Below are 20826 nucleotides of genomic sequence, written 5' to 3'. Positions count from 1 at the left end.
ATTTTTTTAAAAAGTTGCGCTAATACCCAATGTAACGGTTCTTGCCCTTGGGAAAGCCGTGTAGTCGATTCCAAGAGATGGGATGTTGTTCAAAGACTTAGGTACGTTGACCTCTGGATCAAGACCTGAATAATCCGTGATAATGAACAAGTTTTGGCCGATCATTGACAAACGAAGACTCTTCAAAGCTCCTTGACCGCTCAAAGGCACATTGTAGCTCAAGGAAGCATTTTGCAACCTTAAGAAGTCACCTTTTTCCAAGAACCGGGTAGAAACGTCAGCGGCATTGGCATTGGATTCACCGTTGGTAAGTACATCCTTTGTAATGTTTTTACCCACACCGATGATACCAGCTGTAAAATAAGCATTTTGGGTGTTGTTATACACATAGAAACCGTATTGTCCTGTAAGGAATGCGTTGAAATCCCAGTTTTTATAGGACACGCTGGTATTGATACCCAGAGTTACTTTTGGTAGGGCACTTTTTCCTACAAATTCCTGAACGTCACCATTAGGATAGAGTGAAATACCATTTTCATCAAACCCGCCGAATTCCCTCAGGTAATAAGAGAAAAGTGGTTGACCTCCGGCCAATAATTGCGCGTAGGCTCCAGTAAGGCCGTTACCGTTGATTTCACCTGTTTGGATCAAACCATCAAAATCCTTCACCATGTTATCATTATAAGCTCCATTGACACCTAAGTTCCAAGTGGCGTCTTCGGTTTGGATGATATCGTAGTTCATAGAAACTTCCACACCTTTATTGATAACCTTTGCATCCAAGTTTCCAAAATAGAAAGCTTGTGGCGATGGTTGTGCTGCCTCTTGTTGAAGTAACAGGTCGTTGGTTACTTTGTGATAAACGTCTACGCTACCAGTAAACCTGTCATTGGCAAAACCAAAGTCAATACCAATGTTGGCTTGGTTGGTCTCTTCCCATTTCAAATCGTCATTTGTGAAAGAAAGAATTTCCAGACCTGGAGCATTAATGTTTTGGTTTTGATCTATACTTATTCCCGCAAAACGTTGTCTTACGGTAAAGTTACCATACCCTAAACCTTCTTGGTTACCCGTGATACCATATCCCAATCGAAGTTTCAAGGTTGAGAAGGCATCACCAATAAAATCCTCTTCGTTCAATTTCCAGGCAAAAGCACCAGAAGGAAAGTACCCATACTGATTGTTTGGTCCAAAACGGGAAGAACCATCTACCCGAAGGGTACCTGTAAGGATATACTTGTCGGCGATGGTATATTCGGCTCTACCGAAGAACGATTGCAGTTCATCGGTATAATCAAAATAATTACCCGCCACTGCACTGATTGGAACACCACCTGGGGACGTTACCGATTCGTTTTGGGAAACGGTTGGGAACAAACGGTTAACGAAAGTTCCGGAGCTGTTGTATCCAAATTGCTGATAAGAACCGGATAGTTGACTCTCTATGGTTGATGTTGCAGTGCCCAAATCAGAAATCATTTGATTCAGGTCATTAGAGCCAAAACCAAGGGCGGTAATGTTTTTACCTGCCCTTTGATAACTTTGGAAGGAATAGCCTACTAGTGCTGTAAGTTTGGAATTTTCAAATTCCTTATTATAGGTAAGGGTAACATCCAATAGTTTGCCCGTTACGTCAACTTGACCAAAAGCTCCTTGTCCTTGACCTGGAGCATCTCCAATACCTGTGGATAATCCGGATTGTACCTGATATTTCTCCGAAGTGGACTTGTCATATCCTACGGCTACCTTTCCTTTTAGTTCTGGAGTTATGCTGTATTCTGCAGAAACGTTCCCCAAGAACCTGTCGGTATGGGTAACATCGTCGTAGTAATTCAACAATTGCAAGGGATTGATTTCACTTCCTCCTGTGGTAAACGTAGTCCTGGCAGGCCAAGTTGGATTGGCAAAGTAAGCGGCACCGATTAAATCTCCGGTGGAACCAGAGTTGTTGCTGATGGCACCCCCGTCATCATTAATTCTTGACACGGTCAATGTTGCGTCCAGTTTCAATTTATCTTCTAAGAAACGCTGTGAAGCGTTGATCCTACCAGTAAGTCGCTCTTGGGCATACCCTTCAACAACACCAAATTGTTTTCCGTACCCAAAAGAGGCACGAACATTTCCACTTCCATAGTTTTTGGAGTAGGAAAGGTTTTGGTTTTGGGAGGCAGTACTTCTGAGAATAAGCTCTTGCCAGTCTGTATCATACCCATAATCCAGTGCGTTAGGGTCACCGCCATAATTTGGCAATGCGGTCAGGAATTCGTTCCTGTTCAATAGATTAAACCTTTTGGCAGGGGTTGAGTAGCTCAAGTTTGAAGTGAACTCAAACTGCCCTTTACCAGTTTTACCGCTCTTGGTAGTAATGATCACAACCCCATTCGCACCTCTAGAACCATAAATGGCGGTTGCGGAGGCATCTTTAAGGATGCTGATGCTCTCAATATCGTTTGGGTTAAGGAAGTTCAATGGGTTTTTTGCTGAACTTGAACCTGTACCAACATCGGCACCATCCGCAGAAGTACTTTCACCTGAAAGCGGCATACCATCCACTACAAAAAGTGGGTTGTTGTTGGAACGAACGGAACTCGTACCCCTAATCCTTACATTGATGCCTGCTCCCGGTTCACCACTACTTTGGGTAATCTGAACACCGGCAGTCTTACCTTGGATCAATTGCTCAGGCGAAGCAATCACACCTTGGTTGAAGTCCTCGGACGTAACAACCGCAACGGCTCCGGTCGCATCTTTTACGGTGGTCTGACCATAACCAATGATCACCACTTCATCAAGGGCCTGTGCATCCTCTTCCAAGGTTACATTAATAGTAGATTGGCCATTGACCGCAATTTCCACGGTCTTGAAGCCAATGTAACTAAACACTAAAGTAGCCGTACCATCGATGCCATTTAGGGTGTAATTACCGTCAAAATCGGTCTGCGTACCATTGGTAGTACCTTTTACCAATACGCTCGCCCCTGGCAAAGGCCCATTTGCGTCAGAAACGGTACCTGATACTGTCTGAGCCTTTATCATGCCAAAGCATAAGAATGCCCCAAGCAACAAAAAGCTTTTTAGTAGCGTAATCTTCATAAATAATTAATTTTAAGTTTAGTTAATTTTAATTCAAGTGTTAAACATATATAAAAATAATGTTAATCAAAATTTAAGCATATCGCAATGCATCACGAAAACGGTTTCGTGTTAATAACTTTAGATACATGAGGGGTTGGCAAAACTTATTGAGTACATTTGTTTAAATCACAAAATAACTTAAGATATTTGGTGAAATCCATAACACGACCACTAATATAGTGTTTTTATTTTTTGATTGTGTTAACGTTTCAGGGAATGTTTCCTTGCGTTTATTATCCGTTTTTGTTAAAAAAGGATTTTGCCCGTTTCTTTTTTTCAATATTGAGTAATTTCCCGCGCTGATGCCAAACGGACTAAATTTTTACCACTTTGAAAGCAAAGATTACCTTAAAAGATATTGCCAGAGAACTTGAGGTGTCCATTTCCACCGTTTCCAAGGCACTCAAGAATAGTGAGGAAATCAGTAGGGATACCAAGGAAAAAGTACAGGCTTTTGCCAAGCTTTATAACTACAAGCCCAATAATATTGCCATTAGCCTTAAAAATAAAAGGACCAAGAATATTGGGGTGGTCATCCCGGACATTGTACACCATTTTTTTACCACGGTAATCCGCGGGATAGAAAAGTATGCCAATGCCAGAGGCTACAATGTTATAGTGTGCCTTTCGGAAGAGTCTTTTGACAAGGAAGTCATCAATATGGAAATGCTCGCCAACGGAAGTATAGACGGTTTCATCATGTCACTTTCCTCTGAAACGCAACAAAAGGGGGACTTTAACCACTTGAAGGAAGTTACCGAACAGGGAATTCCCGTGGTGCTTTTCGATAGGATCACCAATGAAATAGATTGCGACAAGGTCATCATTGATGATGAACTGGGCGCTTATATGGCCACGAAGAAATTCATCGAACAGGGGAAAAAGAACATTGCCCTGATTACTACCGATGACTATTTAAGCGTCAGCAAGGCAAGGACCATGGGCTATATTAGGGCTCTTGAAGAAAGTGACCTTGGGGTGGATGAAAGTAAAGTGCTTAAACTACCATCCATGGAAATGGACGAAAAGAGCATCAAGAAGTTCATGGACAGCCAAGAATTGGATGCGGTCCTATGTGTAAACGAGATATTTGCCGTTTACAGTATGAGACTGGCCCAGCAAAAGGGACTCAAGATCCCAGAGGATATTTCGTTCATTGGATTCACCGATGGTCTACTCTCCAAATATGCCAACCCGAGCCTTACCGTGGTTTCCCAGCATGGGGAAAGAATGGGGGAGGTCTCTGCCAAGATGCTCATCGATCAAGTGGAAAGCGAGGAAGAGGAAGAAACCTACCAAACCAAAATTTTAGAACCTACACTTGTTATTAGGGATTCCATATTTCATTAAGTTTGCGACATCCTAAACCGTAGGATGTGTACATTAGCTCATCAAGATTATAATTATCAATGAATCAGGATTATATAAAAGCCGATTCTTGGTCCATTATTGAAGAAGGTTTTGATCGTGAAAGGGTCAAATCCTCCGAAAGCCTATTCAGCATAGGAAATGGGGCCATGGGACAACGTGCCAATTTTGAAGAACAGTATTCCGGGGAAACTTTCCAGGGCAGTTATATAGCAGGGGTTTATTATCCAGATAAGACCCGTGTGGGATGGTGGAAAAATGGGTATCCCGAATATTTTGCCAAAGTGCTCAATGCACCCAATTGGATAGGGATCAACGTGGTCATCAACCAAGAGCCCTTGGATTTGAACACTTGCAAAAAAGTCGAAAACTTCCGTCGTGAACTCAATATGAAGGAAGGATGGTACAAAAGAAGCTTTGTGGCCACTTTGCCCAGTGGATTGGAAGTTGCGGTGGATGTGGTTCGCTTTTTGAGTCTTGATTTGGATGAAACCGGTGCCATTCAATACAACCTTCAAGTGCTGAATGGAGATGCTGAAGTGGCCATGGAGCCCTACTTGGATGGAGGTATCAAAAATATGGACAGCAACTGGGACGATAAATTTTGGAGCATAACCAAGATTGCTTCAGAAGGAAATAGGGCCTTTGTGGAATCCCACACCATGAAGACCAATTTTGCCGTTTGCACCTTCATGCAGGCCGAAATTTTTGTGGATGGAGAGAAAATGGAAGCCGCACCAAAAGTTGAACAGACCGAAACCCTGGTAGCACATGCCTATTCTGTCAAAGCAGCGAAAAATGAAACCATTACACTAATAAAGTTTGGAGGATATACCGTAGACCGCAACCATCCCAAAGAAGGACTCTGTACCACAGCCAATGGAGTTTTGGATAAAGCTTCTGATTTGGGGTTCGAGGCCTTACTGCAAAAGCAGAAAGAGGCATGGGGCCATATCTGGGAGATGAGTGACATCACCATCGAGGGGGATGTAAAGGCGCAGCAGGGTATCCGTTTCAATATATTCCAACTCAATCAAACCTACTTGGGCAAGGATTCCCGATTGAATATTGGACCCAAAGGATTTACCGGGGAAAAGTACGGAGGAAGTACTTATTGGGATACCGAGGCCTATTGCCTTCCGTTCTATATGGCGACCAAAAACCAACAGGTGGCGTGGAACTTGCTTCAATACCGGTACAACCATTTGCCCAAGGCCATAGAGAATGCGGAAAAATTGGGCTTTACCAATGGAGCTGCTTTATACCCGATGGTGACCATGAACGGGGAGGAGTGCCACAATGAATGGGAGATTACTTTTGAAGAGATTCACAGGAATGGGGCCATTGCCTTTGCCGTCTATAACTACTATCGATTTACAGGGGATTATAGTTATATCCCTAAAATGGGATTGGAAGTACTGATCGGAATCGCAAGGTTCTGGTACCAACGAGTCAATTTTTCTCAGGATAAGCAGCAATATGTAATGTTGGGGGTTACCGGACCAAACGAGTACGAGAACAATGTCAACAACAACTGGTATACCAATTACCTTGCCAAATGGTGTATTGAGTACGCCATCGAGCAGATCGGCAAAGTGGCCGGAGAGTATGCTGATGATTACGGAAGGATCATGGCCAAGACCAAGTTGACCGAAGCCGAGATTAAGGATTGGACCAAGGTTGCGGACAACATATACTTCCCGTATTCCGAAAAACATCAAGTGTTCTTGCAGCAGGATGGCTTTTTGGACAAGGATATGATCAAGGTACAAGATTTGGATAGCTCGCAACGGCCCATCAACCAAAAATGGAGTTGGGATCGCATCTTACGTTCACCATATATAAAACAGGCCGATGTACTCCAAGGATATTATTTTTTTGAGGACCACTTCAGCAAGGAGGACCTGGAACGCCATTTTGATTTCTACGAACCCTTTACGGTACACGAATCCTCTTTGTCACCCTGTGTGCATAGCATTCAGGCGGCTAAATTGGGTAGGATGGAACAAGCGTACACTTTCTATTTGAGGACTTCACGGTTGGATCTTGACGATTATAACAAGGAAGTGGAGGAAGGATTGCACATTACCTCCATGGCAGGAACTTGGATGAGCATCGTGGAAGGTTTTGGTGGCATGCGGGTATTGGACGATGCCTTAAGCTTTGAACCACAGATACCGGAACAATGGAACTCTTTCTCCTTCAAGGTCAATTTTAGGGAGCAGATCGTCACCATGACTGCCTCCAAGGAAGGGACCTTTTTCGAGCTTACGGGAAATGATGCCCTGACCATTAAGGTCCATGGCAAATCCGTTGAATTGCTCCCGGGCAAAAAGACGAGGGCATGAAAACCAATCGCTTCATCACTTTTCTGGTAGTGCTAGGGGTGTTATCTTCATGCAAATATGAAACCGACCAGAAACAAGTTGAGCTGCCAATGAAAAAGAAAACCGTAGTCTACCAAGTGTTCACCCGTTTGTTCGGAAATACCAATACCACCAATAAACCTTGGGGCACTATTGAAGAAAATGGAGTGGGCAAGTTTGCCGATTTTGACGAGAAAGCCCTGAACGAAATCAAAGACCTCGGCATCACCCATATTTGGTATACCGGCGTGCCGCACCATGCCTTGATCCATGATTATACGGCTTACGGAATCTCCAATGATGACCCGGATGTGGTGAAAGGTCGAGCTGGATCTCCCTATGCGGTAAAGGACTACTACAATGTCAACCCAGATTTGGCCACAGATCCCGCAAAGCGTTTGGAAGAATTCAAACAACTGATTGAACGGACACACAAGGTGGGGATGAAAGTGATTATCGATATTGTTCCCAACCATGTGGCTCGCAATTATGAAGGGAAGACTAACCCTGAAGGAGTGGAAGATTTTGGGGCAACAGATGACACCTCTAAAGAGTATGATGTCAACAATAACTTTTACTATATCCCCGGTCAAGCCTTCAAGGTGCCTGAATGGAAAGAAGGATACTTGCCTTTGGGAGGGGAGAAAAATGCATTGGCCGATTCCAAATTTGAGGAAAATCCGGCCAAATGGACAGGAAACGGTTCCCGATTGGCCCAACCTGATTTTTACGATTGGTATGAAACCGTAAAGATCAATTATGGGATAAAACCGGATGGGACCGAGGATTTTGTGGAATTGCCCGACGATTTCGGGGGCAAGGATTATCAGGTCCATTATGACTTTTGGAAAGACAAGACCCTGCCCGATTCATGGCACAAGTTCAAGGACATAGCTTTGTACTGGCTGGATTTTGGTGTGGATGGTTTTCGTTTCGATATGGCCGAAATGGTCCCCGTGGAATTTTGGAGCTATCTCAATTCCAGTATCAAAATGAAGAACCCCGATGCTTTTTTGCTGGCCGAGGTTTACAATCCCAGTTTGTACCGGGATTATATTTTTAAGGGCAAAATGGATTACCTCTACGATAAGGTGGAGCTTTATGACAGCATCAAGCACATCATGAAAGGCTACGGATGGACGGACCATATTCCTGTGGTACAAAAGGGAATGGCCGATATTGAGCACCACATGCTCCACTTTTTGGAGAACCATGATGAGCAGCGTATTGCAAGCCCTGAATTTGTGGGCCGTGCGGAGATTGCCAAACCGGCAATGGTGGTTTCGGCCACGATCAGTACATCGCCTACCATGATTTATTTTGGACAGGAAGTTGGGGAACCCGGTGCCGAAGATGCAGGTTTTGGTAAACCTTCCCGGACGTCAATTTTCGATTATATCGGGGTGCCGCATCATCAGCGATGGATGAACAATAAAAAGTTTGATGGAGGCCAACTTTCAGATGAAGAGAAAGACCTACGGGATTTTTACAAACGTCTGTTGAATTTCACGATTCAAAGTGATGCTTTGATGGGGGAATACCAAGACATCCATTTTTATAATAAAGAAAACACGGAACATTATGATCATCGGATACTTTCCTATGTGCGGTGGTCCGATAATGAAAAACTCATCATTGTTTCCAATTTTGATACGGAGAAAAGTTATGCGCTTGACCTGAGGATACCTGAAGATGTACTATCAAAATGGCAGTTGAAGGATGGTGACTATCCGTTACAGGAAAAACTGTATGGTGCGTTCAACACAAAACTCTCTATTGTGAATGGTCAAGGGACCATGGCCATTGAATTGGAGCCCCTTCAGTCTTATATCTTTAGCGTAGGGAAATAAAAAAAGCGGATTGCTTCTTCGGCAATCCGCATAATTTGTGATCGGTCATTTGTTTTTATTCCTTGGCAGCGGTTTTTTGATACATAAATGCAATTACCGCACCTAGGATTCCGTAGAATATGATATCAAGAACAGCCTCGGCCATGTAGCCGATCAGATCCATGAATTCCGTAGTTCCATAGTTTAGTAGTCCCATGCCTATCCCTACAAAGACACCGATCCATGCGCCAAATTGGAACCCTTGGCTCAGTGAGTGATGACCGCGGGCCCATTTACCGTAAAGGGTACTCAAAGCAAAAACGGCGATAAGGTTCGCCAAGGCAATCATCCCCAAATCAGGGACTTCTTTCATGACGTTGATGATGGAATGCTCCTCAAAAAAATCTGCAGTGGCAATACCCCAAATTAGGTATCCCAAGAAAAACATAACAATGGTTCCCACCAAAGTGGCCAGTAAATTGGATTTTGAAAACATAGGAATTGCTTTAATTGGTTATTGATATGATAAATGTATCAAATTATAATTCACATATAATCAAAATAATATACAAAAAATTAAATAATTGATATTTTGATGTGAATTTTTTACGGTTTTCTAAATTCTAAAATACCTTTCGTTTCACTTTCAAGTTGTATTTTTAAAATCCAAAACAAACCAAAGATGAATAAAAACTTGATGGTGGCACTGGCGGCCATTTTCATTTTCAATAGTTGTAAAATGATTGATTCAAAACCATTGGTCATAGGACACCGGGGAGCCATGGGCCATGAAACGGAAAATACGCTGGCATCCATTCAAAAGGCAATGGAGCTTGGGGTAGATATGATAGAAATCGATGTCTTCAAAATAAAAAGCGGAGAAATTGTGGTGTTCCATGACGAGGACGTGTCAAGACTAAGCAATGGGGGCGGAAAAATTGAGGACTATAATATTGTGGAAGTGAGACAGCTTACCTTGGAGGGTAATCATAAGATTCCCGAGCTGAAGGATGTTCTGAAAACTATAGACAATAAAGTGGCCTTGAACATTGAATTGAAAGGTGCAGGAACGGCAGATAGGGTTAACAAAATTGTCACCCATTATATTGAGGACAAGGGATGGTTACCCGAGAATATTCTGATTTCCAGTTTTAAGTGGGATGAACTTAAAGCGATGCGAGGTTATAACAAGGACATCCAAATAGCCATTCTTACGGACGAAGACCCAATAAAGGCTATGGATATAGCCAAGGAATTAAACGCTGTTGCCATAAACCCCAATTATAAGACCTTGACCAGGGAGAACACTGCCAAGATTCATGATGAAGGATTTAAAGTGTACACTTGGACGGTAAATGAACCCGAAGACATCCAAAAGATGGAGGATTTCGGGGTGGACGGTATCATTACCAACTATCCGGAACGAGTGAAGTAATGTTCGATGTCATTATCGTAGGCGGTGGTGCGGCCGGATTCTATGCGGCCATTCATATTGCTGAAAAGGCACCTCACCTAAAAGTTGCCATTTTTGAACGGGGGAAAAGCGTACTATCCAAGGTAAAAGTATCAGGTGGTGGGCGTTGTAATGTCACCCACGGTGAATTTTCCCCCAAAGAACTGACTACAAATTACCCACGTGGCGAAAAGGAGCTTTTGGGACCTTTCCACAAATATGCCCCTATGGACGTGATGGCCTTTTTTGAAGAACGTGGTGTACCTCTCAAGATTGAGGAGGATGGTAGGGTGTTCCCAATCAGTGATTCGTCCCAGACCATTATTGACTGCTTTCTTGGAGAATCCAATAAATTGGGGGTACAGGTGCTGAAGAATAGCTCGGTAAAAGCTTTCAAGAAGGTGGAAAAGGGATGGCAAGTGACCACTATGAACAAACATTACTTTGCCAAAAAATTGTTGTTGACCACGGGCAGCAATCCGAAAATCTGGGAACAATTGGAGGCTATTGGCCACCATATTGTACCCCCAACCCCTTCCTTGTTCACTTTCAATATCAACGATGAAAGATTGAATGGTATACAAGGAGTGAGTACCCACGCAGCTCTGGAAGTAATGCCCAAAAAAATGTTTGCCACAGCTAAGGAAGAACTTGACCTAAAAAGCCTATCCAAGGAAGAACCGGTTCTATTGTCCGAAGGCCCTGTGCTGGTCACCCATTGGGGACTGAGCGGCCCGGCAATACTAAAGTTGAGCGCTTGGGGGGCCAATATCCTCCACGATTACCATTATTCCTTTAGAATAAAAGTCAATTGGACCCCAGAGTACACCACGGAATCCATGGAGGCCTATTTAAGGAAAGTGAAGGAATTGGAGGCCAAGAAAACAGTCTTGCGTACCCATGCGGTCGAAATCCCAAAACGGTTGTGGGCCAAATTGGTACAAGCGGCCAGCATTGGGCAGGATGAAAGATGGGCAGATTTGACCAAGGAAAAACTTCAAGATTTGGCAGAACAACTTACTGCAAGCATCTTTAAGGTAGATGGCAAGAGCACCTTTAAAGAAGAATTTGTGACCGCCGGGGGTGTGGACCTTAAGGAAATCAACTTTAAGACCTTTGAGAGTAAGATACATCCCACACTTTATTTTGCGGGGGAAATCATCAATGTGGATGCCATTACGGGTGGTTTCAACTTTCAAAATGCTTGGACAGGGGCCTATTTGGCGGCCCAAGCAATCACATCTGAATGAAGATTCAACAATTGAAGAATTTGCCCAAAATGAAATATATAAGAATAGGTTTTTATGAAGATTTTAAAGGAGAAGACAGTATACTAATCTCAGTAGATATTTATGGGTTGTTGGAATTGGAAACAGTTTTTGACAGATTATCCAAAGGAGAAGAGAAAATCGATATGAAAGATTTAAAATTGATTGATATGAGATATCAAATACCTCTTTTGTTGTGTTTGACAGAGATAGATGAAGGGTTCATAAAAGTAAATAACCATTATGAATGGAGGTTGACATCTAAAAAGTGGGATGAGTTTCACCAAAAAGCTATAATGCTTTATAGAAATTCAGATAAAGGACATCAGTATTTAGATTCTGATTCGATTGAAAAAAATGACTTTCAAACCATACTTTCATTAGACGAGTATCAAATAGAATTTTGGGAAAAATTCAGTAAGAATTTTTCATGACAAGTAGTCTATTGCAATACCATGGCCATTACAGCTGCCAATGCAGCCCCTAAAATGGGTCCCACAACAGGTATCCAGGAATATTCCCAACCATTACTTCCTTTGTTTTTTATAGGCACTAGGGCATGGACAATCCGTGGTCCCATATCCCTGGCCGGATTAATGGCATAGCCCGTGGTACCTCCCAACGAAAGGCCAATGCCCCAAACGATCAAGGCGACTGGTAGGGCACCTAGCGAACCTAGTCCAATAATGGTATTGTCCGAAGAAATAACCGCATCGGTAAAATAAAGTACGGCAAATACCAAAACGAAGGTGCCCAGTATTTCCGTCAAGAGATTCAGGAACGTATTGGGAATGGCAGGGGCATTACAGAACACCCCCCTTTTGGTATCCCCATCTTCGGTAGCGTCAAAATGATCTTTATTGATAAGCCAAACTGAAAAGGCACCAAGCATGGCCCCAATAAACTGTGCCAAAATGTAGCCAGGTACGGTATCCCATGGAAATTCCCCTGCCACGGCCAACCCGATAGTGACCGCAGGGTTCAGGTGTGCCCCGCTATGTGGTCCTGCGACCACCACCCCTGTATAGACCGCAAAGGCCCATCCCGTGGTGATCACGATCCATCCGGAACCATTGCCGTAAGTTTTTTGTAAAGAAACATTGGCGTTTACGCCGCATCCCATAAGCATGAGCAAAAAGGTGCCCACAATCTCTGCAACAAATGGAGTCATATGTTTGTTTGTTTTTTAAGGGTTGATGATTCAAGGATTTTCGGTCCAATATTCCAATGCTTTAATGGCACGGTACCAACCTCGGATTCCTTCGTCAATGGATTCCCGGTTTGTTGACGGGTTGAAACGCGCATCGGTCTGCCAGATATCCTGAATTTCTTCGGGACTTTCCCAGTAGCCGACAGCCAACCCAGCCAAATACGCGGCACCCATGACCGTGGTCTCCACAATCCTTGGTCGTACCGTAACCGTATTCAATACATCGGCCTGAAATTGCATGAGCATATCATTGACTGTAGCGCCACCATCCACACGTAATTCTTTTATGGAAATCCCAGAATCGGCCTCCATAGCCTTCAAAATATCCATGGTTTGGTAGGCGATGGATTCCAAGGCGGCACGGGCAATGTGGGCATCGGTGCTGCCACGGGTAAGGCCAAAAAGGGTTCCCTGGGCATGTTGGTTCCAGTGGGGTGCGCCAAGCCCTGCAAAGGCAGGAACAAAATACACTCCTTCGGAACTGTCCACAGAACTGGCCAATTTTTCAACGTCCGAAGAGTTTTTGATAATCTTTAAACTATCGCGCAGCCATTGCACCACGGCCCCGGCAATAAAAATGCTTCCCTCAAGTGCATAGTGGGTCTTCCCGTTAATTTTCCAGGCCACGGTGGTCAAGAGATTGTTTTTTGATACGATGGGTTGTTCGCCAATGTTCATCAACATAAAACAACCGGTGCCGTAGGTATTCTTTACCATGCCTTTTTTGGTACACATTTGGCCGAAGAGGGCTGCTTGTTGGTCCCCAGCAATCCCAGCAATGGGAATTTTGGATGCGAAGAAATTGGGGCAGGTATGCCCATAGACCTCACTGGATTGCTTTACTTCTGGGAGCATTTTTCTCGGAACGGTCAACAGTTCCAAAAGCTCATCGTCCCAATCCATGGTATTGATGTTGAACAATAACGTACGCGAAGCATTGGTGACATCGGTAATATGAAGCTTGCCTTCGGTCATTTTCCAAATGAGCCAGGTGTCGATTGTTCCCATGGCGAGTTCTCCAGCTTCGGCTTTTTCCCTGGCGCCCTCCACATTATCCAATATCCATTTGACCTTGGTTCCTGAAAAATAGGAATCGATGACCAGACCAGTTTTTTCTCGGATCATGTCCGATTTTCCCTGTCGTTTCAAATCATCACAATAGGCAGCAGTGCGTTTGTCTTGCCAAACGATGGCATTATAGATGGGTTCACTGGTTTTTCTGTCCCAGACCACAACGGTTTCGCGTTGGTTGGTGATACCGATGGCGGCCATTTGCTCGGCTTTGAGTCCTTTTTTGCTGACCGCTTCAGCGGCCATTCCGGCTTGTGTGGCCCAAATTTCATCGGGATCATGTTCAACCCATCCGGGTTTTGGGAATATTTGGGTGAATTCTTTTTGTGCTACGGATATGATGGTCCCCTTTTGGTCGAAGACCACGGCCCGGGAACTAGTGGTACCTTGGTCCAAAGCAAGGATATATTTGCTCATTTTATTAATTTAAGTGCGCTTGAATTTACTAAAATTACTTCTAGAAACGAATCCAAAGGAACATGAAAACCTATATCGCATTGCTCAGGGGCATTAATTTGGGAAGTCACCATAAGATTAAAATGACCGAACTCCGGGATTCTTTGGAGCACATCGGGCTCCAAAATGTGCAGACCTATATCCAAAGTGGCAATGTTATTTTCGATACCGATATTGAAGGGAAGGAAAAAATTCAGGATGTGGTACATGCAGTTATTCTAAAGGATTTTGGATTTGATGTTCCAACTTTGGCGGTTACTCAGGAAGCGGTTGAATCCATTTTAAAAACCAATCCATTTGCGGATGAGGAAGAGAACAGACTGTATTTTGTGCTCTTGAAAAATCCTCCTGAAAAAAGTTTAGTGGACCAATTCAACGAACAGCAGTTTGAGAACGAGGATTTTCACATCACAGATCAATGTGTTTATCTGGTCTGCAAAAAAGGATATGGAAATGCCAAACTTAACAATAACTTGATTGAACGAAAACTGAAAGTGGAGGCAACCACCCGGAATTTAAAAACAATGCAAAAGCTTTTAGAAATGACCATTAAGGATTGAGCTCCCAAATTTTGTAGTTGAGTGCCGAGGCAAAGGCAACCCAAAGTAGGTAGGGCACCAATAACAAAGCGGCCGACTTACTGATGACCCGAAACCATCTGATGGTGAGCATGATCAAGGTCAATAAGATCAAAATGACCACCAATCCCAACAAAGGGTTCTTAAGGCCAAAAAATACAATGCTCCACAGGGCATTGAACAATAACTGGAACACAAAATGATAGAGTGCCGTTTTTACCCAAATATGGTGGTATCCTTTGGACCAGACAATTCCAGCGGAAACCCCCATCAAAATATAGAGTGCGGTCCACACTGGTGCAAATAAAGCATTGGGCGGGGTAAAACTGGGCTTGTTCAGGGTAACGTACCAATCATTTACCGAACTCTGCGTGGCAATGCTCGATAGAAAACCGATCAAAAGGCAAACGGCGACGCTGATGGCTATGTAAACGATTCTTTTTTTCATGGTTGGTACGAGTGCATCTAAAATAAGAATTTATTTGAATCCGATTTCCTGTAAGGGCACGGCACCTTATATTTGTCCAAACATCGTTCAATGACGGAAAAAGATTTTCTGCCCGAATCTTATGAAAATCTGCCTACCAAAGGCAAGTTTACCTGGAAAGCACCTAGCAATATCGCATTGGTGAAATATTGGGGCAAAAAGCCGGTTCAGATTCCTGCCAATCCTTCCATAAGCTTTACGTTGGATGCTTGCGCGACCACCACTTCGGTGACTTTTGAAAAGAAGGGAAAAGCAGGGGATTTTTCTTTTGATCTTTTGTTTGATGGGAAGCCCAAGGAAGATTTTAAGCCGAAGATCCATACTTTTTTTGAGCGGGTACAAGCGTATTTGCCCTTTTTGAAGGGGTATCATTTTATAATAGAAACGTCCAATTCCTTTCCTCACAGCAGCGGTATTGCCAGTTCGGCCAGTGGCATGGCGGCCCTTTCCCTTTGTTTGTTGGATATGGAAAGAGGCATGGTGCCAGATGTGAACCAAGAATACTTCAATACCAAGGCCTCCTTTTTGGCCCGATTGGGATCGGGAAGTGCTTGTAGGAGTATAGAAGGTCCTTTGATCGAGTTTGGAGTGCATGACCATATTCCTGGAAGTTCCAATTTGTACGGGATACAATATCCTTTTAAGGTGGATGGGATTTTCAAAACCTTCCAAGACACCATTTTGTTGGTGCACAAGGGCGAAAAGCAAGTGAGCAGCACGGTGGGCCACCAATTGATGCACGGACATCCGTATGCCGGAAACCGGTTTCAACAGGCTCTACAAAATATGGATGCCTTAAAACCCATTTTTGCCAATGGGGATTTGGATGGATTCATCAAATTGGTCGAGAGCGAGGCACTGACACTTCATGCCATGATGATGACGAGTATGCCCTATTTTATGTTGATGAAACCCGATACGTTGGCCATTATTCATAAAATCTGGAGTTTTAGGGAAGCTACCCAAGTACCGGTATGTTTTACCCTGGATGCGGGAGCCAATGTACATTTGCTCTATCCCGATCATGTAAAGCAAACAGTACATCAATTTATTGATGAAGAATTGGCGATGCACTGTGAAAATGGCCATTACATCCATGACAGGGTAGGCCTCGGGGCCAAAAAAATAAATAGCTAAAAATGAGACGATAAGCACTTTTTTTACGTTCTTTGCGTTGCTTTTTATCAAAAAGTACAATTTGAAAGATCGAATAGTTTTGTTTATCGTATTTTTTGAAAAATTAAACAAAATAGTTTGTATCTTAGTGTAAGCATATGAAAGGTCCACTATTCTATTCAAAGATTTTACTTTTCGGGGAGTACGGTATCATCAAAGATTCCAAAGGACTTTCCATTCCCTATAATTTTTTCAAAGGGGCATTGAAATGGGACAACAATCCCTCTGAGATGGCCCAAAAATCCAATGCAAGCTTGAAAGCTTTCGCGGCATATCTGAGGAATTTGGAAAACCAGGACAAGGATTTGGTTTCTTTTGATATGGAGGCTATGGAAGCTGATATTGCCAACGGTATGTATTTCGACAGTTCCATCCCCCAAGGGTATGGTATCGGAAGCAGCGGGGCCTTGGTCGCAGCCATTTACGACCGTTACGCCAAGGACAAGATTACCGTTCTTGAAAATTTGACCCGGGACAAATTGCTGCAGTTGAAAAAGATTTTCGGTAAAATGGAATCTTTTTTCCACGGAAAATCTTCAGGGTTAGATCCTTTGAACAGCTACCTGAGCTTGCCCATTTTGATCAATTCCCAAGATAATATTGAATCCACCAGTATTCCTTCCCAAAATACCAATGGTAAGGGTGCCGTGTTTTTGTTGGACAGTGGAATGACTGGGGAAACGGCTCCCATGGTACAGATTTTCATGGAGAAAATGAAACAGGAAGGTTTCCGCAACATGGTCAAGAACCAGTTCATCAAACATACTGATGCCTGTGTGGAAGATTTCTTGAACGGAAACGTAAAATCCCTTTTTGGGAACCTGAAACAACTTTCCCACGTGGTCTTAGATCACTTCAAACCGATGATTCCCGCCAAGTTTCACCAACTTTGGCAACAGGGCATTGAAACCAATGATTACTACCTAAAACTCTGTGGATCTGGAGGTGGAGGTTACATTTTGGGCTTTACCGAGGATTTAGAAAAGGCCAAAAAGGCACTGAAAGATTATAACTTAGAGGTAGTGTACAACTTCTAAAAGCAATCCCATGCTTAGTAGAAAAAACAAACTCCTGCTTTTTAAGCTATTGAGTCTGTTTTCTGTGGTGCGCGGGTATAATATTTTGGTGATTACCCTAGCCCAATATTTGGCATCCATCTACATACTGGCACCAGAAATACCCTTGCGAAAGGTAATTTTCGACCTCAACCTTTTTTTGATTGTTACCGCTTCGGCCCTCGTCATAGCAAGTGGGTATATCATCAATAATTTTTACGATGCCGAGAAAGATCTGATCAACAAACCCACCAAAAGTATGTTGGACCGTTTGGTGAGCCAGAACTTTAAGCTTACTACTTATTTTATCCTGAACTTTTTAGCGGTATTCGCGGCCAGTTATATCTCATTTAGGGCCGTTCTGTTCTTTTCGGCCTATATTTTTGGTATTTGGTATTATTCACATCGACTGAAACGAATACCCTTTTTGGGCAACCTGGTTTCGGCCACTTTGGCCATTGCTCCCTTTTTTGTGGTGTTCGTGTATTACCACAATTTTAAAACAGTCATTTTTGTACATGCCCTTTTTCTTTTCCTGTTGATTTTGGCCCGCGAAATGATCAAGGATATGGAAAGCATGGCCGGGGATATGGCCCAAAATTATAGGACCATTCCCATCATTTATGGTCCCAGAACATCAAAAATGTTGATTACGTTTCTGGTTCTTCTGACTCTGGTTCCTGCCTTTCTATTGATTAAGACTTTTGATGTGGGGTACATGTATCTCTACTTTGCGGCGAGCATTATCTTGCTGATCGTTTTTCTGGTGTTGCTGTGGAAGGCCCAAGGCAAAAAGCACTACGTTTGGCTGCACAATATTTTGAAATTTATCATCGTGGCAGGGGTGATCAGTATTCTCTTGATCAATGTGGATGTGGTGCTGAACCGTATTTTGTAATTATTTGCCCCCGAGGTTTTTTGGACCCGAAAAAGATTACATTTGCAAAAAATTGATGACTGATGACGAGATCAGACAATAACCGAAAAGGTAAACCTTCAAGAAATAGCCGTGAAGGGGGCAATTCCCCAAAACCATACGGCAAAAAATTTGCCCCAAAACCAAAAAAGGCTGCTCCACAAAAAAAATCCAATCCCGATGAGATCCGCTTGAACCGATACATTGCCAATGCCGGTATTTGTTCCCGAAGGGAAGCGGACACCTATATCGCTGCTGGCAACGTAACGGTGAACGGCAAACCTGTCACCGAAATGGGTTACAAGGTAAAACGTTCCGATGATGTGCGTTTTGATGGCAAAAGGCTCAGTATGGAGAAGAAGGAATACATCTTACTGAACAAACCTAAAAACTTTATCACCACCACTAGTGACGAAAAGGGGAGACGAACCGTAATGGAATTGATTTCCAGTGCCAGTAACGCCCGTTTATTGCCTGTGGGACGGTTGGACAGGAACACCATGGGATTGTTGCTCTTTACCAATGACGGCGACTTGACCAAAAAGCTTACCCACCCGAAACACGGCGTGCGGAAGATCTATCATGTGCATTTGGACAAAAGTTTGAGTGTTGCCGATCTTCATAAAATTGAAGCCGGTTTGGAGTTGGAAGATGGCCCGATCGAGGTGGACAGCATCAGTTTTATCCAAGGAGCACCCAAAAGGGAACTCGGCATCGAGATCCACAGTGGTCGCAACCGGATTGTGCGCCGCATCTTTGAACATTTAGGCTATGAAGTGACCAAATTGGACCGTGTGATCTTTGCCGGTCTTACCAAAAAAGATCTACCAAGAGGGCACTGGCGCCATTTGACCGAGCAAGAGGTGATCAATTTGAAGAATATTAAGTAAAATTAAAGGAAGTTTTAGGTTGTATATGTGGCCATTGTTACCTAGTATTTTAGCCTTTATGGAACAATTTCGGAATGGTTATTAAATTCATTTCAATTTTTGATTTTATTAAATCCAATCTCAAAGTAACATATTCAACACCCCCATCACTATATTTTCTAATCTCATTTAGTTCATTAGAATAGGCTGAAATACTACGAGTTACCGCTTTGTTTTTTTCAAAATCAGAACTTTCCAATAGTATCTCTGTTGTCGACAAAACCGTACAGTGAAAAAAGAGTTTTTCCCAGAAATCATATTTGCTTTTTTTTAAATCAAGGTACATATCAGTCAATTCAATATCCTTATGATATGAAAAATAGTTTAAAACTGAGTTTATAATTGATTCGCATTCCTTTTCGATATTTTTAATTTTTTTAATAGTAGATTTATTCTCATTACGTAGTGAATAACCATTTTGATACGAATTTATGTTTCTTAAAAAAAACTCCATTAACTTTTCTCCTTTTGTACTATTCCAAAACATATGCTCTTTTGAGGTTTCGTTAAAATTTTAGATAATGTTAAATATAATTCGTTTGAATAAATAATATAGACGGATACCTGCCCGTCGGCAGGCAAGAATGAAGTTAGTCTATTTCCGGTTACAATTCCACTGACAATTCCCAGATAACCATTTGGGTTGAGGATAAAGGATTTCCCCAAAGAGCATTGGAGTCATTTGACGGTAGAGGAAATCATCCAATTGAAGATGATAAGTAATGAAGGGTTACACTTACTCTTATTCATCACTTACATATTCCAAAATATCCCCAGGTTGGCAGTCCAGGGCCTTACAAATGGCTTCCAACGTATTAAAGCGTATGGCTTTGGCCTTTCCTGTTTTTAAAATGGAAAGGTTGGACAAGGTGAGCCCCACAATTTCTGAGAGCTCGTTCAATGACATTTTTCGCTTTGCCATCATCACATCCACGTTTACAACAATCGGCATAGCTTAAATGGTTAGGTCGTTTTCAGATTTCATATCCACGGCATTTTGTAATATTCTTTCCAATACGGCAATGGCCGTTGCCACTGCGATGCAGATGAAAGTGGTCAGGATACACATACCTAAAAAACCGGCAGGGTCGTCATCTTTGTGATGAAAAATCATGATGTAAACTCCTGCCAACACAATTAAAATGCCCGATGCAATGGCACAATAGCGTATGCTTCTCAAGGTTTTTATGGAGTTGGTGGAGAACAGTTTTTCCTTTGCAATATATCCGAGCAATCTGAATGCTTTGTATAGGGCTATAAAAAAGGCGATGGAAGCGGCGTATCCATACAAAATAAAGGGATCTGTATAAATGCTGAACAGATCCAAGTTTTGTGCCCTTCCTTCCATTAAGGGAAATCTGATCAAAAGGAAAAGGGCCAAAATTCCGATGAGCACAACCACGCCTTGAAGAAATAGAATAGGTGTTTTTTTCATGATAATTACTTTGAATGAGATACTTCAAAAATAAAAAATTTATTGAAAAACAATAAATAAAAATTGAAAAACAATAATTGTAGGGTGAATATCG

General features: G+C 42.7%; 19 protein-coding genes. 11 read left to right on the top strand and 8 right to left on the bottom strand.

Annotation, left to right across the window (positions count from 1 at the left end; genetic code table 11):
* Nucleotides 1-6 precede the first annotated feature (6 nt).
* On the bottom strand, nt 7-3093 hold the full coding sequence (locus tag D2U88_RS09735) for a SusC/RagA family TonB-linked outer membrane protein (RefSeq protein WP_119640287.1): 3087 nt from the start codon (nt 3091-3093) through the stop codon (nt 7-9).
* 372 nt (nt 3094-3465) lie between these two features.
* On the opposite strand from D2U88_RS09735, the gene D2U88_RS09730 reads away from it, so the two are divergent.
* The 3 genes from D2U88_RS09730 to D2U88_RS09720 are packed head-to-tail and all read left to right on the top strand — an operon-like array spanning nt 3466 to nt 8719.
* Nucleotides 3466-4485 (top strand): LacI family DNA-binding transcriptional regulator, encoded by a 1020-nt coding sequence (locus D2U88_RS09730; RefSeq protein WP_119640285.1) that lies wholly within the window; start codon nt 3466-3468, stop codon nt 4483-4485.
* Nucleotides 4486-4544: 59 nt separating this feature from the next.
* On the top strand, nt 4545-6851 hold the full coding sequence (locus D2U88_RS09725; RefSeq protein WP_119640283.1) for a glycoside hydrolase family 65 protein: 2307 nt from the start codon (nt 4545-4547) through the stop codon (nt 6849-6851).
* Nucleotides 6848-8719, top strand: coding sequence for an alpha-amylase family glycosyl hydrolase (locus tag D2U88_RS09720; protein ID WP_119640281.1), 1872 nt, complete (start codon nt 6848-6850; stop codon nt 8717-8719). Before D2U88_RS09725 ends, D2U88_RS09720 begins: the two co-directional genes overlap by 4 nt.
* Before the next feature lie 55 nt (nt 8720-8774).
* On the opposite strand, the gene D2U88_RS09715 is transcribed toward D2U88_RS09720, so the two are convergent.
* Nucleotides 8775-9194: a hypothetical protein gene (locus D2U88_RS09715; RefSeq protein WP_119640277.1), complete on the bottom strand. Its 420-nt coding sequence runs from the start codon at nt 9192-9194 to the stop codon at nt 8775-8777.
* Nucleotides 9195-9380: 186 nt separating this feature from the next.
* Here D2U88_RS09715 and D2U88_RS09710 point away from each other — a divergent pair, with 186 nt between their 5' ends.
* Genes D2U88_RS09710 through D2U88_RS09700 form a run of 3 tightly spaced genes read left to right on the top strand, consistent with a single transcriptional unit; the run spans nt 9381 to nt 11853 of the window.
* Nucleotides 9381-10133: a glycerophosphodiester phosphodiesterase gene (locus D2U88_RS09710; RefSeq protein WP_235855767.1), complete on the top strand. Its 753-nt coding sequence runs from the start codon at nt 9381-9383 to the stop codon at nt 10131-10133.
* Complete coding sequence (locus D2U88_RS09705) at nt 10133-11401, top strand: BaiN/RdsA family NAD(P)/FAD-dependent oxidoreductase (protein ID WP_119640274.1); 1269 nt, start codon at nt 10133-10135, stop codon at nt 11399-11401. Before D2U88_RS09710 ends, D2U88_RS09705 begins: the two co-directional genes overlap by 1 nt.
* Complete coding sequence (locus D2U88_RS09700) at nt 11398-11853, top strand: hypothetical protein (RefSeq protein WP_119640272.1); 456 nt, start codon at nt 11398-11400, stop codon at nt 11851-11853. Before D2U88_RS09705 ends, D2U88_RS09700 begins: the two co-directional genes overlap by 4 nt.
* Nucleotides 11854-11861: 8 nt before the next feature.
* On the opposite strand, the gene D2U88_RS09695 is transcribed toward D2U88_RS09700, so the two are convergent.
* Nucleotides 11862-12590, bottom strand: coding sequence for an MIP/aquaporin family protein (locus D2U88_RS09695; RefSeq protein WP_119640269.1), 729 nt, complete (start codon nt 12588-12590; stop codon nt 11862-11864).
* A 30-nt stretch (nt 12591-12620) separates the two neighbouring features.
* Nucleotides 12621-14117: a glycerol kinase GlpK gene (gene glpK / locus D2U88_RS09690; RefSeq protein WP_119640266.1), complete on the bottom strand. Its 1497-nt coding sequence runs from the start codon at nt 14115-14117 to the stop codon at nt 12621-12623.
* Between the two features lie 62 nt (nt 14118-14179).
* Between glpK and D2U88_RS09685 the strand changes: the two genes are divergently transcribed.
* A complete protein-coding gene (locus tag D2U88_RS09685) occupies nt 14180-14716 on the top strand; it encodes a DUF1697 domain-containing protein (protein ID WP_119640263.1) in 537 nt (178 codons plus the stop codon).
* Here the strand turns inward: D2U88_RS09685 and D2U88_RS09680 are convergent.
* Nucleotides 14706-15182, bottom strand: coding sequence for a TspO/MBR family protein (locus D2U88_RS09680; RefSeq protein WP_119640261.1), 477 nt, complete (start codon nt 15180-15182; stop codon nt 14706-14708). The genes D2U88_RS09685 and D2U88_RS09680 overlap by 11 nt on opposite strands.
* 90 nt (nt 15183-15272) lie before the next feature.
* Here D2U88_RS09680 and D2U88_RS09675 point away from each other — a divergent pair, with 90 nt between their 5' ends.
* From D2U88_RS09675 to D2U88_RS09660, 4 genes are all read left to right on the top strand, one after another.
* Nucleotides 15273-16358, top strand: coding sequence for a diphosphomevalonate decarboxylase (locus D2U88_RS09675; protein WP_119640259.1), 1086 nt, complete (start codon nt 15273-15275; stop codon nt 16356-16358).
* A 137-nt stretch (nt 16359-16495) separates the two neighbouring features.
* On the top strand, nt 16496-17434 hold the full coding sequence (locus D2U88_RS09670; RefSeq protein WP_119640256.1) for a mevalonate kinase family protein: 939 nt from the start codon (nt 16496-16498) through the stop codon (nt 17432-17434).
* A 10-nt stretch (nt 17435-17444) separates the two neighbouring features.
* Nucleotides 17445-18350 carry a geranylgeranylglycerol-phosphate geranylgeranyltransferase gene (locus D2U88_RS09665; protein ID WP_119640254.1) on the top strand — a complete coding sequence of 302 codons (906 nt, stop codon included), beginning with the start codon at nt 17445-17447 and terminating at the stop codon, nt 18348-18350.
* A 62-nt stretch (nt 18351-18412) separates the two neighbouring features.
* Nucleotides 18413-19258 carry a pseudouridine synthase gene (locus D2U88_RS09660; protein ID WP_119640252.1) on the top strand — a complete coding sequence of 282 codons (846 nt, stop codon included), beginning with the start codon at nt 18413-18415 and terminating at the stop codon, nt 19256-19258.
* A gap of 49 nt (nt 19259-19307) precedes the next feature.
* Here D2U88_RS09660 and D2U88_RS09655 read toward each other — a convergent pair whose 3' ends face one another.
* The 3 genes from D2U88_RS09655 to D2U88_RS09645 form a co-directional block, all read right to left on the bottom strand.
* Nucleotides 19308-19784 (bottom strand): hypothetical protein, encoded by a 477-nt coding sequence (locus tag D2U88_RS09655; RefSeq protein ID WP_119640250.1) that lies wholly within the window; start codon nt 19782-19784, stop codon nt 19308-19310.
* A 255-nt stretch (nt 19785-20039) separates the two neighbouring features.
* Nucleotides 20040-20249: a helix-turn-helix domain-containing protein gene (locus D2U88_RS09650; RefSeq protein ID WP_119640248.1), complete on the bottom strand. Its 210-nt coding sequence runs from the start codon at nt 20247-20249 to the stop codon at nt 20040-20042.
* A 3-nt stretch (nt 20250-20252) separates the two neighbouring features.
* On the bottom strand, nt 20253-20732 hold the full coding sequence (locus tag D2U88_RS09645; protein WP_119640246.1) for a DUF2975 domain-containing protein: 480 nt from the start codon (nt 20730-20732) through the stop codon (nt 20253-20255).
* Between the last annotated feature and the right edge of the window lie 94 nt (nt 20733-20826).

It is taken from the genome of Flagellimonas aequoris (assembly GCF_003584165.1).
Classification (GTDB): Bacteria; Bacteroidota; Bacteroidia; order Flavobacteriales; family Flavobacteriaceae; genus Flagellimonas; species Flagellimonas aequoris.
Note: the sequence above shows the minus strand (reverse complement) of the source record. Positions and strands in the feature narration are given on the sequence as shown.

Coding starts and splice junctions, on each gene's coding strand:
- D2U88_RS09650 (WP_119640248.1), bottom strand. CDS start 20,249: ATGCCGATTGTTGTAAACGTGGATGTGATGATGGCAAAGCGAAAAATG.
- D2U88_RS09705 (WP_119640274.1), top strand. CDS start 10,133: ATGTTCGATGTCATTATCGTAGGCGGTGGTGCGGCCGGATTCTATGCG.
- D2U88_RS09675 (WP_119640259.1), top strand. CDS start 15,273: ATGACGGAAAAAGATTTTCTGCCCGAATCTTATGAAAATCTGCCTACC.
- D2U88_RS09645 (WP_119640246.1), bottom strand. CDS start 20,732: ATGAAAAAAACACCTATTCTATTTCTTCAAGGCGTGGTTGTGCTCATC.
- D2U88_RS09685 (WP_119640263.1), top strand. CDS start 14,180: ATGAAAACCTATATCGCATTGCTCAGGGGCATTAATTTGGGAAGTCAC.
- D2U88_RS09665 (WP_119640254.1), top strand. CDS start 17,445: ATGCTTAGTAGAAAAAACAAACTCCTGCTTTTTAAGCTATTGAGTCTG.
- D2U88_RS09670 (WP_119640256.1), top strand. CDS start 16,496: ATGAAAGGTCCACTATTCTATTCAAAGATTTTACTTTTCGGGGAGTAC.
- D2U88_RS09725 (WP_119640283.1), top strand. CDS start 4,545: ATGAATCAGGATTATATAAAAGCCGATTCTTGGTCCATTATTGAAGAA.
- D2U88_RS09715 (WP_119640277.1), bottom strand. CDS start 9,194: ATGTTTTCAAAATCCAATTTACTGGCCACTTTGGTGGGAACCATTGTT.
- D2U88_RS09700 (WP_119640272.1), top strand. CDS start 11,398: ATGAAGATTCAACAATTGAAGAATTTGCCCAAAATGAAATATATAAGA.
- glpK (WP_119640266.1), bottom strand. CDS start 14,117: ATGAGCAAATATATCCTTGCTTTGGACCAAGGTACCACTAGTTCCCGG.
- D2U88_RS09660 (WP_119640252.1), top strand. CDS start 18,413: ATGACGAGATCAGACAATAACCGAAAAGGTAAACCTTCAAGAAATAGC.
- D2U88_RS09680 (WP_119640261.1), bottom strand. CDS start 15,182: ATGAAAAAAAGAATCGTTTACATAGCCATCAGCGTCGCCGTTTGCCTT.
- D2U88_RS09735 (WP_119640287.1), bottom strand. CDS start 3,093: ATGAAGATTACGCTACTAAAAAGCTTTTTGTTGCTTGGGGCATTCTTA.
- D2U88_RS09720 (WP_119640281.1), top strand. CDS start 6,848: ATGAAAACCAATCGCTTCATCACTTTTCTGGTAGTGCTAGGGGTGTTA.
- D2U88_RS09655 (WP_119640250.1), bottom strand. CDS start 19,784: ATGTTTTGGAATAGTACAAAAGGAGAAAAGTTAATGGAGTTTTTTTTA.
- D2U88_RS09710 (WP_235855767.1), top strand. CDS start 9,381: ATGAATAAAAACTTGATGGTGGCACTGGCGGCCATTTTCATTTTCAAT.
- D2U88_RS09695 (WP_119640269.1), bottom strand. CDS start 12,590: ATGACTCCATTTGTTGCAGAGATTGTGGGCACCTTTTTGCTCATGCTT.